Source organism: Clostridioides sp. ZZV15-6597, from assembly GCF_020657815.1.
Classification (GTDB): Bacteria; Bacillota; Clostridia; order Peptostreptococcales; family Peptostreptococcaceae; genus Clostridioides.
Map to the genome: position 1 here is coordinate 1 of NZ_JAGWCT010000002.1, position 13,149 is coordinate 13,149.

A 13,149-nucleotide genomic window follows, 5' to 3' on the forward strand; every position below is an offset into this window, starting at 1 on the left:
TAATAATATATACCACCATCTTCTTTTGAATAAAATTCAAAGGATGCTCTATCTATTTTAAATTTTTTTGATTTTCTAGCTATTTCTCTTACAAACTTTTTACATTCGATAGATTCTTTAAATATTTCATTTTGTACACTTAAATCAGCAAACATAATACCTCTAATATACCTTACTTCCAATTCATAACGAGACCCTTTATATTCATTAGGTATTAAAGGTTCTAATTTAGCTTGTAAATCTTCCTCAGACATTTCTATACCATATTTTTCTTCTTTTTCTTTTTTCCTTCTTGCCTCATCTTCTTCATTTGCTCTTTTCCATTCTTCTTCTTTAGCCTTTTCCTCTTTCATTCTTTGCTCTTCTCTAATAGCTCTTTCCTTATTAGTATCAGCTACTAAATCATCCCAAATTATACAAAGATGTATTGTATATGCAAATAGAACACAAAATAACATGCACATTACCTTTTTCTTTTTTACAATTGAATACATAAGTAAAGCAAAAGCTATAATTACAAATACATATTGCATATAAGCAAGTGCTATCATTATTAACATTATTATTGGTATTGCCTTCCACATATCAAAATTCCCCCACAAATTACTCATCTCACTCAATATTATAGCATAATTTGGTAAAACAAAAGCACCTACCAAAAAGTAAGTGCTTCCTTATTTATAACTTTTACAATTAAATTTATTCATCCCGTTAGATTTATCATCGTTGTGTATAAAAAATTTCATATTTTTATTGACTATAAAAAATATTTTATATAAACAACGAAATTTAACTAAAAAAATACCTACTTATTTATAGATACCTTGCAAATCAATAGTTTCATAATAAAGTTTTTATTATTTGTTATAAAAATTTCATCTTTTTATTGTCTACAAACAATATTTTATATAAACAACGGTTTTATTTATAAAAGATTGTGGTATAATAAAAGCAAGAAGAACTACAATCTATTTATGTTAGAGTGGAGTTCTATAACTGAAAGTTATTTAAATCTACGGAATTTGATTTTAAAATCAAACTCCCAACCACTCTTAGTTGCCGCTTTGAGTGGTTTTTTATTTTTCTTAAATAGATTACTAACTAAACTGACTATTAAACTAGCAGATAGCTTTTCTAGTACTCCTTTAAAAAAATTATCCATACATACTCACCTCCCTTATCAATGTTGGGAGGATAATTTTTTTGTATGAACTCCACTCTATAGATTGTAGATTACATCTTCTTGCTAAAAATATTATAACATATAATTCTTACATATTTTACCTATATTTTATCTTCTTCTACTTCTTCTAGCTTCTTTAGCAGTCTTTTTTTCTTCTTTTATTTCTTCTTCTACTTTAATATCTATAGAAGCAGCAACAAATGCCCTCTCGTAGTCTGGCAAATCTGTATATTCATGCGGCTTCCATTTGAATTTATGAAGGCAATAATGAGCTACACTAGCATCATAATCACCTTCTTCAATTAGTTTTTTGCTTCTTCTACTTTATCCTCAAAAGTTCTATCAAAACCATTTACCTCTCCTACTTCACTTGAAAGGTCTGTGTATTCGCCAGGAGTTAACATTGTTGTTAATAGTTCCTCTGCTCCCATTACACCATAGCTATTTTGAAGTTCTGCATCATGTAAATCTGGAAATGCTACAGTTTCTACACACAGTTTCAAAGTATAAGTATTGAAATCCGTTTCACTAGTGTATTGCCCTGTTGCTTTCCCTTTTTTATTTAATACAGGTACTCTTATAGTTGAATCTTTTCTTAATTGTCTGTCCCTATCTGAATCTATTGCTTTAAGTTCCCATTCGATTGCTTTTCCATCTTCTCCTATAAACCTTTCACTTGCCACATACTTTCTATTCTCTACTTTTATTGCATTTTGACTTAAAAAAGCGTTTAAATCTCCCATATTATTCTACCTCCATGATTAAATATTTTGTTTCTTTTTCTATTGTTGCAATGCCATCTTCATCTAATTTGATTGTTATTGTAACTGGTTTTAATGATGAACCTTCAATTGTATCAAGTGCCAGCTTATCGGCAATATCAACTAAAAATAGACCTGCTTTTCTATACATTTCTCCTACACATTCTTCTATAGGTCTTTTCTTACTGTAATCAAAAGAAATTGAATCTTTTATCTCATATTTATCCTTAATTTTAACCATCTCCTATTCTTATAAATAAAAAATACACATCTATAAATCATAAATGTGCATTTTACTCCATACCATTTGCTATATTAAATTTCTCAACTATTTTCCAATTCTCAAAAGTAAAATCTACATCCTCATCCAAATATTCTCCATCAGCGTCAAATTTAGCAATTATACCTGAATCTAGGTTACAATCTTCAAGTATTATAGTTTGACGACCTACTGAACTTGTTGGGTCTTCATTAGTGATTTGCATATCAAAGTAAATATCCTCGCCTGTTTCTTTATATTCATATAATAACTCTCTAAAAATAGAAGTATTATAATAAAATGTTGCACTCCCTGAAAATTTACTTCCTGTACTTTTGTTTCCTTTTGTAATGCTACCTAGGATTGGCATCTCACTTTTATTTTTTTCCATTTTAGCTTCTAAGTTAATAGCTTGCATAAAATTATATCTTTTACCTTTTATTGTTACAAAACATTCAGCTTTAGAACCACTTATTGCATCTCTAACATTCATAGTAATATTTTTAGACATCTATTTATCACACTCCTCTCTTAACTAATTGAAACAGTCATATAAAGCTTACTCATAGCACTAATAACTTTTACAGCATCACTTACTACAACAGTTTTCTTGTCGCTTCCAGGTTCTACAGAAACATCATCAGCTTTGAAATCTTCTATTGCTCTCATATTTTGTAGTTGTTCATGATGCTTAACTACATCATTCCAAAATGAGATACGACCAGATTTATCATTTGGTACTTCACCCAAGTACTTTGTATTAAATAAAGTCGCTATATCATTAGCAATCTGGTCAAGTACTCTAACAGATTGATTGCTTGAAAAATCATCATTTTTATCATCTGTAAATGATACAAAAGTATTTATATCCTCTAACACATGAACTTCATCTCCCACCTTGTGGAATATAAATTTACCAGTTTTTAAAGCTTCTTCAAGTTGTATTTGTGTATAATTAACATCTACATCAAACTCACCATCATACTTTTTATTAGTGTTAGATTTATTTATGTCACATCCTGCTATAGCTCCAGTTGACCAATAAATCAAACTAGATTCAACTAAATCTTTATCTTTAATCTTATTTTCAACAGATACTACACCCTCATAATCTGCATCATTCTTTTTATATAAAACAGTTTGAAACTTAGCTCCTACCTTATCTCTCATTCTCTTTGTAAATTCTACAAACAAACTTTTAATTTCTGCTGTTGTAGCCAAACACCCTAAAGTATTAAATGAGTAACTTTCTATTTTATCCAAGAAAGCTTGGTACTCTGCTCCTGTCACAGCTTCGCCATTAGTTCCACCAGTAAATACAAGTCCTGCACTTGCTTCTAATGTTGCATCCTTTTTCCAGGTAATATATTCATTATCTTCTAAATCTGTAATAACTTTTGCTATTTGAGTATCTACCTTCTTATTATCCAAAAGTGTTACAACATCAAACTTAGTGTTATCATCAATGTTTGTTGTAACTACTATCTTCAAATCATTACCTCTTATTCCACTATATTTAGCAGTAGCAATAGTGCAACTAGCTTTAACACCTTTATTTAATTTATAGAAATATCCTAGTCTTATATTTTTAAATAAGTCTCTCAAACCTTTTAACTTTTCATGTGTATAATCATATCCAAAATACTTTACTGAATACTTCTCAAAATCATCACTAGTTACTTGAAATACTTCTTCATCAATACCCCAATCAAGTTCAAGTGGCATTGCTACAATACCTCTATCAGATAATGAACTAGTTGCCCTCTTAGCTGAGATAAAATTTATATAAGCACCTGGAAGTATTTTATTCTGTGTTACAAATGTTCCTCCACCTAAAGCCATCTAACTCACTCCTTTCATAAATTTATTTATCATATCCTCTACCTCTGAGAAGGAATACAATTCATCTTCTTTTAAAATTGCATTTAACAAGTCTTTTCTATTTACATACTTCTTAGAATTAACTATCTGCTCTTTAGTAAACTTATAGTCATTAGATTTTTTATCTAAATCATTAGTTTTCAATACTATCACCTCTCTTTAATCCACCAAATAACTCTACTGTATCCATCTTATCTGTACTATTACTTTTCATAGTGAAATAATTGTAATCAACGAAGAAATGAAGTACATTATCTATAATTTCATAGTTCATATTTGTACCTCTAACTAAATCTTCGTTCACGTTTATATACTCTAATTCCTCTAGTAACATTTCAGCTACCTCATTTATTTCAAATGATTTATCATTACTTTTCGGAAAATAATGTACATCAAATGAGTTTTTCTTCAACTCTCTACCACTTGGATAAGGTGCTTTACTCGAGTTTATAGGAACAATAAAAAAACAAGGTTCATTTATACCTTGCTCTACATCTTCACTGTAAATTGTATAACTCTCTCCAAACGATTTATCTAATTTTACTGATATTCCATCAATTATATTATTAAGCATCAAATACCTTCTTTAATAAAATCATTAATTTTTTCTCTATTATTGCATCTGCTTCTTCTCTTAATTCCATTACTGAAATAGTCATCATATATTTTCCTTTTACCAAACCTTTAAGGTTTCTAGTTCTATGTCCAAACTCAACATGGCTGGCATAGGGTGTTGGGTTAATAACTTCTATAACATAATTATCTCCAACTTTAGTAACAGGAAGTTTCCTAGCATAAGCTATCCCACCCCAACCATCTTTTAGAGTTCCAGTCTTTTTTGGTGTACGTCCAGGCTTCCTAGCTTTACGAACAAGTCTTGCAGCTAATTCTCTTGCACAATCTTTTAAAAATTTATCAAGCTGACTATCTTCTAGCCTTTGCAACTTTCTTTGTAGCTTCTTCAATTCTTTAAAATCAACACTTCCACCTCTAGCCATTACGCTTTATCCTCTAGTAATTCTAAGATGATTTCTTGATGGTTTGGATATATGGCAGGTTCTCCACTTCTTATATATTCTTTTGTAATATTATTTTGATTAGTTATAATAAGTTTTGAACCTGCTTTAACGCTTATATTTGGAGATATAAAGAGTTTAATAGTTTGTGTAAGTTTAGCAACTTCCCCTTGTTCTGTTGAAGTAATATTCTTATATGAAAGCTTACAAGATTGATTTTCCAACACTACTATTTCTTTGTTATTAGTTCTCTTTGTTATAGGGTCTTTAATTGGCTGATACTCAACTATAGTACATTTATCTCTATATAGCATTTCTATTGCTTTTCTAGTTTTACTTACCATCTTAAGCACCTAAAAGTTAATATCTTATTCTTACCATAAGTTAAAAGATAGTTTACAAGAGTGTCAAAGCGTTGTTCTGGTGTTTGAGAGCCACTTCCTATAGCAAAATCTACCTTAGTATCACCTTCTGATATAGACTTTTCTACAGCTTCAAAATTAAGACTATCTATATCTAATTGACCCATATTTTTTTTAGTAAATAAGAACTCTCCAACTATCATATCAATTTCAATTTCTTTCAATTCAATTGGCATAGTTTTTATATTACAATCTAGTTTAATAATATTTTCTATTTTTTCTCTTACAAAACCTATTAACCACTTATCTCCATCTTTTAATATATATCCAAAACTTTCAAGTCTTTTTTCTATTTCATCAATTATATTATTTTCCATAACTTTCACCTACTTTTTAGTAAGTTTATTTTTCTCTTTAAGCTGCTTATTTTCTTCTTCTAAAGACTCAACTTTTGACCTTAAAATATTATTTTCAGCTATTAAATCTTTTACATTTAATGACTTGCCATACTTTACTGCCTTACCAGTTTCATCTATCAAATCATATCCCATCTCTAAGAAATCATCTATTTTACACTCTTCTATGGTTAATATTCTATTTAATTTCCTTACTTGTGCCATTATGCTCCAGCTCCTTCAACAACAAATTGTATTGCATCAGCTTTTTTATTTAATATAAATACATCCTCAAAACTTTCTTCAAAGTAGAAGTATTTTCCCTCTGTAACTGCTGTTGGTTCGTCTAACTTAGAGAACTGATAAGAAACAGGTGTAATTATTGCACTTGGGTGAACTAAGGACATAAAGATTTGTTTAGCTCCTGCTCCTACTTTCCATCCAGTTGTAAAATCATATGCAGTTTTCATGAGGTTAGATGGAACTTTAATTATTTTAACTGTATCAATATCAGTTGTTTGACGATTAAGAGAAGTTCCTGCATCCTTTATATTTACTGTTCTTTGTATCTCTTTTGCATTTTTGATAAGTGTATTTACTACTGGAGTAACATACAATATTCTTCCATTTTCAGGTACTCTAGCTTCTGTCATTTTTTCCATTAACTTATCAAATACTTCTAATACGTTTGCTGTTGTAAGAACAGTTGTATCTGCTGTGTTACCTAATGCAGTCCAATCGGCATATATTTTAGATATACAGTAAGCATCCATCTCTGGAAACTTTTGTTCCTCATTATATACTTTTGTTATATTGCCTATTGAAGCCACATAATTAGTTTGGTTTATATCAGCTGGATGAACTAATGTTGACCATTTCCTTTGATTAGTTAATACCTTAGGTTCCCAAGCATTATCATAGTTTCTTTGAGCTACTGCTATTGTATCTCTGTTTGAATCTACCCTTCCAGTTGTAGATATAGTTGGTATTTCTATTGTTTTAGAACCAGTCCATCTATATCTTCCATTATTTGGTGTTGCATATAAATCCCCAAAGTTTAAAGTATAAGGATATGCTTGTGCTAAAACATTTGAATATTCTTTTGCATAATTTAGTGCTGCCATTTTATTTCCTCCTATTTATTATTATTTTCATGAGGTCTTACCCCAGTAAAATTAAAACCAAAATCATTTATCTTAGGCTCTTGCTCTGGTGTTATAGTATCTATTTTAGGTTCTTCACCTTCTAGTGTTGCATTAAACAAATAATCTTTATCCTGTTTCAAAGGGTTTATTTGCTCTTCAAAAGCTTTTTGTCTGTCTTTACTATTTCTTAGTGCTTCCATATCTAAATGAGCTTTTAATGCTATTTCATCCCTACATTTAACAGACTTAAAAGCATCATTTAACCAATAATTAAAGTCCTTTTCTTCAATTTCTTTTTTGTAAGTTTCTTCTAAAGTTTTCTTATCAGTTTCATAAGTTGTTTTTAGACTCTCCACATCTTCTTTTGTCATACCTCCTTCAAACTTTTTAATAGTTTCATTAGCTGTATTAAGTTGTGTTTCAATATTTGCATAATCTTCTTGAGTAACTGTAGTCTCTTTTATTTTCTTTTCTATAGATTTTTGAAGAGAAGCTACATCAATTTTGTTATCTTCTACTTTTATTCCTTCTAGTAATTCTTTTAACCAATCCATTTTAAATATCTCCTTTCATTTTTACATAATAAAAAAAGCCTTTTAAAAGACTTTTAAGCAACTTATTTACTGCCAATAAAAATACCTGTTAGCGATAATACAAAACAAATTATTCTTCCTACTAAATAGCCTGCTATCATGCCTGCTAAATTAAAAACAAGCTTTATACAAGTAAAAGTGTTAGTATCTATCATATTAGCTACATCTAATACATTTGCTATAATTATACTTAAACCTACAATAAAGCCTAAAGCTATCCCAACAATTATAATAGAAACTGATATAATATCTCTAACACTTGATTTATTTGGCTTTCCAATGTGTCTTTTTATATATCCTCTTGTGTCTTTTTTAAACATATTTTCACCCCCAAAATCTACTCAATACTTTCTCTTAGGCATTCCCCTAACTGTTTTACAATCTTATCTATATCAACTTTGCAAGCATATTTATTCATTTTTTCTGTTAGTTTATCAACTTTATCATTTGCTTTTTCTAAAGTTTGTATAAACAAATCTAATTCTTTTCTAGCTTTTTTAATATTTTCTTGAAAGTTTGTTGAATCTAAAGTCATCTCTGTTGATAATTTATTTTTTCTCCTATATTCAACTTTCTCATAAGTCATTTCAAATATATCGGCTTTGCAGGGATATATTTCTCCTTTTACTCCTTGTATAATGTAATCCCCTTTATTGGCTCTCATAATACCTTCTAATGTCTTTAAATCACAACTCACATTACCACCAATACATTTTTCTTCCATAAAATTACAAACTCTATCATTCTCAATAAACCATTTTGGTTCTACATCATAACCTAGTTTAAAAGCTTCTACTTCCTCATATTTCTTTTTAAATTTAGCCATATTACTTATTCCTCCTTAAAGCTTTAATCATATCTTCATTACTAACAAGCAAAGAATATGGTATGAGTATCACACCTAAAATAAAATTGAGTAGTGGGAATAAAGCTAGAAAAATAAAATTATATTTTTTTCTTTTTCTAACATTCATACTTTTAAATAATTCAATTAATTCCTTGTTACCATCAACCCTCATTTTTAATAAGTAAAACCCTGTACAAAACACAATTATTGATAAAATATATAATTTAAGCATTTCAAATCACCCTCTCAATAAACTTTATTTTTTACATAATAAAGACACCTACTAATTTAGTAAGTGTTTTTAACATACTCCTTATACCATTCATTATATTTCATACTAGATGGTACATAATAAATCTCACCATCTTCTTCTCTTGCAGCCCTATAACTTTCTTCGCCATCAAAATATGGCACTATTACACATCTACATCTAGGATGAAATGGTGGAGCTGTAATTCCTATCTCATAATATTTCATTTCAATTACTTTACCATCAAGTGGGCTACATCTTTTTTCACAAACCCTGCTATCTAATGCACTTACTATTTCATATTTTTCAACTCCTAGACTATTAAAACAATCCCTTTGACTTACTGAACTAAAAAAAGCAAGTTCAGATTTGACTAATAATTTAGCTTCTTCTTTACTTGTATTAAAATTTTTATTAATTTTATTTGTTAAGTCTCCAGGAGATACTCCATTGATTAATGTTTGTTTTATACCTTTATCAAGTTCACTTATCAACCTTGGTCTATGCTTATTCCAAATTCTATTACCAAATGTTATTCCATCAGTAGTCCAAGGATTGCTAACTATTTTATTAATCTTATTTAGGCTAATCATGGCTATCGCCAACCCAATACCAATACCTTTTTGAGCTTCAAAAGCAGTATGATAGTAACTATCTTTATAGGTATTTGTTATAAGTGTATTTACATCCTCATACTCTTTTGAGTATAATACCTCAACTTGATGTCTTAGCTTTAATTCTAATGCTTTTAACCTGCTTATACGAACTCTTTTTACTGCACTTTCTAGTTCTTTCATCCACTTTTGACTGATTGCATTTTCTTCTCCATACTTGATATATTCTTCTAATGATAATTTAAGTTCAGTTAATTCCTTTGAATTTAATAACTTTTCAGCTTCTTGCATGCTTATTTTATTATCCTTAGCAAATTTCATATACCAATTATTTATTTCTCTAAGAATATTATAAAGTACTATATCATATTGCTTTTCTAATTCCTTGTTAAAGGTATCACCTTTATTATGAATATCTTCTTCTAACTGATTAAATGTCTTTATCCAGTAATCCATATTATTCATCTAAAGACTCACCTTCTTCAGTTTTCTTTTTAGTTGGAAAAGCATCTTCATATTCTTTAATACTTTCTTCTTTCTGTTTTTTAAGTCTATCAAGTTCGTCGTTAACATCTTCAACCCATGGGTGATTACTAACAATAGTTTCATCTGATATAATTTCAGTTGATTTAGCTGCCATATCTATCTTTTCAGCTTCATTTATTATCATAGAGTGATTAAAAGTGATTTGAACTGTTTTATAATCATAGCTCTTACTACCACTTATCTTTAAATACTCACACACAAACCATAAAAGCTCTCTAATTGCTTTTTTAAACTTCTTTTCAGTCTTAGAACATTTTAAATCAAGTAGTGAATATAAAAATTTAAGTGCCACACCCGATTTGTCACCTGTATTTTGAGATTCTGGATTAACTCCTTGACCAAAGATAATTATATTCTTTTCCAATCTATCAAGAAGCTCCTTTTTAGCTTCAATCGGTATGCTTATTTCTAATTTATCAACTCCACCTCCATCATCTACTTTAACCGATTTATAGTATCTTATATTATCTATAAACTCCTGTAGACTTGTGCCTGGATACTCTTTTAATACATAAATAAACTCTTGTATCTCATCTAAATTATCTGCTAGTGTAGAGATATTATTGTCATATATATCTATCAATGATTTATAGAAAGTTAAATCTGATACGCATTTTTCATTATTTTTAAAAGGTATAAATGGAACTTTACCCCATCCTTGCTCTTTATTATTTACTCTAAAATGACCCTCTTGTATCTCTGTTAATTTTCCATATTCATCATATAAAAGTTCTTGAACAAAACTATTTCCTCTTTCAATAAAGTAAGTTACTTCATTTTCTGTATAGTATTCAACTCTTTTTATCTTATTTCCATCCACATCTTCAATAAAGTAAAATCTAATAAATGCAACTAATTCATTCTGCCTCTTATTATCCCAAATAGGAATAGCTTCTTCAGCTGGTATTATTATATATTTAAACTCTCCTTTTCTATTAATATATGGATGTAACCATTCTATTCCCTTATTGCTTGCATTAAGATAGAGTTCTGTTATTGTATCGTCAAATTCTTCTCCTAATAATTCATTTAAAAGCTTAGTAAAGTCATTATCATCTGCATTAAATACTATGGGATTTCCAACGCTGTAGCCCACTTTTTGGTCAACTAAAAGCTTATGATAGTTGTTAATTGCTTTATTATTAACCTTAGTAAAATCATCAACCTTAGCTCCATCTAAGAGATAGTATCTTCTCTTGTTATTTACATCAGCATTACCATAATAGTATTCTTCTCCTTGTTTGTATTTCTCTGGTCTATGTTTTAAGATGTAATGTTCTATAACATTAATCAAGTTAAAAGTACTCTCTTTTTTTAACTGAACTTTTATTAAATCTGTTTCGCTTATATAAATATTTAACACCTCCTTTACTTTAAGAAGCTTATTCCATTATTTTTAAGTTTATTATCTATAGAATATCTAAGAGCAGCCATTGCATCATCCATAAACTCAACTGGTTCATCAAGATATAATCCAGTTCTTTCGTCTTGTTTCCATTTCCATTGTTGTATTTCTTTTATGGTATTCGTGCAACTAGGATGTACATGTATTCTTAATTGTTTCAAATAATCTATTTGAGCTTTAACACTTCCTGGTCCTTTTTTAACTCCTTTAGCTTTATATCCTGCACTCTTCCACATCTTAATTCTATCTGGTTCAGCACTATCACAATACATAAATAGAGTCTTTTCTAAACCTCTACTATTTGCAATCTTTATGATTTCTGAGGTATCCATTTCATGTACATATATTTCGTTACATATATATAACTCTCCATCCTTAAAGCCAATTCTAAGTACTACATTTGCATGGTTAAATCCAAAGTCTTGTGATAACCTCATATTGTCAAAGTATTCAAATTCTGTGGGAAATTCATGTATAACATAATTTTTAAGTATTGCTCCACCAGTTTCTCCCCATTCTCCAAGACCATATACTTTGTACCCTTCTGGGTCTTGCTCTTTTCTCATTTGCATTCTTCTGTAGTAAGCTTCATCTATGAATCTATTTTGTAGATAAGTACTATGATGAGTAAATATATCATCATTTTTATAGTCAAAATACTTTCTTTTTATCCAATGAGTAGCTGAGACTGGATTAAATGTAAATGTCATTTGATAGTATAAGTTAGGATTAGTTAAAATACCTCTTAAACGGTCATCTAGTATGTCTATATCACTTTCCATAAGTTCTGTAGCTTCTTCACACCAAACCCATGTTAGTTTACCTTTTGAGAAGTTAATTGATTTTAATTTTTCTCTTTGCTTAGCATCATTAACACCTCTGAAAATTATAGAATTACCAGTAACCTTACTCTTAATTTCTAAAGGATTTAGAGTTGTTTTCCAATATTTATCTGCTTGTTTACCATAAATACGATTTATAGCTCCTGTAAGTTCTGCATATGTTGAGTATTTGTGCGTAGCTTCTGATTTTCTAACTACTAATAGATTAGCTCCTTGATACTTTTTATCTCCTAACTTTAGTATATAATCCTGTGCTACATTAACAGATTTTCCACTCCCTGCTGAACCTTTCATTGCTCTGTATCTTTTTTTAGTAAAATTAGCTTCTTTAAAAGATGGATTAAAATCTATTCTAACTCTCATTGCTATCACCATAATCTACACTTATTTTCAACTCATCATCCCCAATATCATCTTTACTTAGGTTATCAACCTCGCATTTTAACTTCTCAACTCTATTTTTTTGTTCTTCTGTAGCCAAATTCCAATCCTTATGAATCATTTCATCGTACTGCTTAATAAGACTCCTTAATTCACTCATTGCCCTACTCTGTGCATTAAGAAAAGATGCTTGCCTATCCCATGCAAATTGAAATTCATACTCTATCTTCTCTCCATTTTCTGTACTTTCATGTTTCTTTAATTCCTTAATCATTTCTTCCTTGTCTTTAACATACATTATCTTTTGTGCTCTTATTATTGCTGCATATTGTATTGTTATCTGTTCCCAAAGAATATCAAACTTATCTTTATTCTTTATCTCATTAATTAGGTCTTGGGTTTCTTCGGGTAGGTACTTTGAGAAGAAACCAAACTTTTCAGCATTCTTATTACCTGGTGGACCAGTAGCATTTTTATTACCTATGGGTGCACCTCTCTTTTTGGTTGCAACTTTTTTTGGTTGGTTGCAACCTTTTTGTTTCCAGTATCTAGTTGCCCATGATTTCACAGTTGATAAACTTACATTATGCTTTTCAGCTATTTCCTTGTACTTAAGCCCTTTTAAGTAATCTTCGTGGGCTAAATCTGCCTTTTCATTCATACCACCAC

General features: G+C 29.4%; 20 protein-coding genes. All 20 read right to left on the reverse strand.

Annotated features, from left to right (window positions below):
* On the reverse strand, positions 1–584 hold a 584-nt coding region (locus tag KGF52_RS00825), incomplete at its 3' end, for an SHOCT domain-containing protein (RefSeq protein ID WP_227838793.1).
* A 419-nt stretch (positions 585–1,003) separates the two neighbouring features.
* Positions 1,004–1,162 (reverse strand): type I toxin-antitoxin system toxin, encoded by a 159-nt coding sequence (locus tag KGF52_RS00830; protein WP_021360956.1) that lies wholly within the window; start codon positions 1,160–1,162, stop codon positions 1,004–1,006.
* 323 nt (positions 1,163–1,485) lie between these two features.
* Complete coding sequence (locus tag KGF52_RS00835; RefSeq protein ID WP_227838794.1) at positions 1,486–1,926, reverse strand: phage tail assembly chaperone; 441 nt, start codon at positions 1,924–1,926, stop codon at positions 1,486–1,488.
* Between the two features lies 1 nt (position 1,927).
* Positions 1,928–2,185: a hypothetical protein gene (locus tag KGF52_RS00840; RefSeq protein WP_054273000.1), complete on the reverse strand. Its 258-nt coding sequence runs from the start codon at positions 2,183–2,185 to the stop codon at positions 1,928–1,930.
* 52 nt (positions 2,186–2,237) lie between these two features.
* The gene (locus KGF52_RS00845) at positions 2,238–2,714 is read right to left on the reverse strand and encodes a phage tail tube protein (RefSeq protein WP_032516644.1); all 477 of its coding nucleotides are present in this window, start codon (positions 2,712–2,714) and stop codon (positions 2,238–2,240) included.
* A 20-nt stretch (positions 2,715–2,734) separates the two neighbouring features.
* Positions 2,735–4,045, reverse strand: coding sequence for a phage tail sheath family protein (locus KGF52_RS00850; protein WP_227838795.1), 1,311 nt, complete (start codon positions 4,043–4,045; stop codon positions 2,735–2,737).
* A complete protein-coding gene (locus KGF52_RS00855) occupies positions 4,046–4,228 on the reverse strand; it encodes a hypothetical protein (protein ID WP_077707460.1) in 183 nt (60 codons plus the stop codon).
* Entirely contained in the window at positions 4,218–4,658 is a 441-nt protein-coding gene (locus tag KGF52_RS00860) for a DUF6838 family protein (protein ID WP_227838796.1), read from the reverse strand. The genes KGF52_RS00855 and KGF52_RS00860 overlap by 11 nt, the downstream gene beginning before the upstream one ends.
* The gene (locus KGF52_RS00865; protein ID WP_227838797.1) at positions 4,651–5,082 is read right to left on the reverse strand and encodes an HK97 gp10 family phage protein; all 432 of its coding nucleotides are present in this window, start codon (positions 5,080–5,082) and stop codon (positions 4,651–4,653) included. The genes KGF52_RS00860 and KGF52_RS00865 overlap by 8 nt, the downstream gene beginning before the upstream one ends.
* On the reverse strand, positions 5,082–5,444 hold the full coding sequence (locus KGF52_RS00870) for a hypothetical protein (RefSeq protein WP_044498033.1): 363 nt from the start codon (positions 5,442–5,444) through the stop codon (positions 5,082–5,084). Before KGF52_RS00870 ends, KGF52_RS00865 begins: the two co-directional genes overlap by 1 nt.
* Positions 5,438–5,839 carry a hypothetical protein gene (locus KGF52_RS00875; RefSeq protein ID WP_227838798.1) on the reverse strand — a complete coding sequence of 134 codons (402 nt, stop codon included), beginning with the start codon at positions 5,837–5,839 and terminating at the stop codon, positions 5,438–5,440. Before KGF52_RS00875 ends, KGF52_RS00870 begins: the two co-directional genes overlap by 7 nt.
* Positions 5,840–5,848: 9 nt before the next feature.
* Complete coding sequence (locus tag KGF52_RS00880; protein WP_009896624.1) at positions 5,849–6,082, reverse strand: hypothetical protein; 234 nt, start codon at positions 6,080–6,082, stop codon at positions 5,849–5,851.
* Positions 6,082–6,981 carry a phage capsid protein gene (locus KGF52_RS00885; protein ID WP_021411895.1) on the reverse strand — a complete coding sequence of 300 codons (900 nt, stop codon included), beginning with the start codon at positions 6,979–6,981 and terminating at the stop codon, positions 6,082–6,084. Before KGF52_RS00885 ends, KGF52_RS00880 begins: the two co-directional genes overlap by 1 nt.
* Before the next feature lie 11 nt (positions 6,982–6,992).
* On the reverse strand, positions 6,993–7,556 hold the full coding sequence (locus KGF52_RS00890; RefSeq protein WP_227838799.1) for a phage scaffolding protein: 564 nt from the start codon (positions 7,554–7,556) through the stop codon (positions 6,993–6,995).
* A 62-nt stretch (positions 7,557–7,618) separates the two neighbouring features.
* A complete protein-coding gene (locus KGF52_RS00895; RefSeq protein WP_227838800.1) occupies positions 7,619–7,915 on the reverse strand; it encodes a hypothetical protein in 297 nt (98 codons plus the stop codon).
* Between the two features lie 17 nt (positions 7,916–7,932).
* Positions 7,933–8,421: a hypothetical protein gene (locus KGF52_RS00900; protein ID WP_227838801.1), complete on the reverse strand. Its 489-nt coding sequence runs from the start codon at positions 8,419–8,421 to the stop codon at positions 7,933–7,935.
* Positions 8,422–8,730: 309 nt separating this feature from the next.
* On the reverse strand, positions 8,731–9,771 hold the full coding sequence (locus tag KGF52_RS00905) for a minor capsid protein (protein ID WP_227838802.1): 1,041 nt from the start codon (positions 9,769–9,771) through the stop codon (positions 8,731–8,733).
* Entirely contained in the window at positions 9,764–11,146 is a 1,383-nt protein-coding gene (locus KGF52_RS00910; protein WP_227838803.1) for a phage portal protein, read from the reverse strand. Before KGF52_RS00910 ends, KGF52_RS00905 begins: the two co-directional genes overlap by 8 nt.
* Positions 11,147–11,220: 74 nt before the next feature.
* Positions 11,221–12,462, reverse strand: coding sequence for a PBSX family phage terminase large subunit (locus tag KGF52_RS00915; protein WP_227838804.1), 1,242 nt, complete (start codon positions 12,460–12,462; stop codon positions 11,221–11,223).
* Complete coding sequence (terS, locus tag KGF52_RS00920; protein ID WP_227838805.1) at positions 12,452–13,141, reverse strand: phage terminase small subunit; 690 nt, start codon at positions 13,139–13,141, stop codon at positions 12,452–12,454. Before terS ends, KGF52_RS00915 begins: the two co-directional genes overlap by 11 nt.
* Positions 13,142–13,149 lie beyond the last annotated feature (8 nt).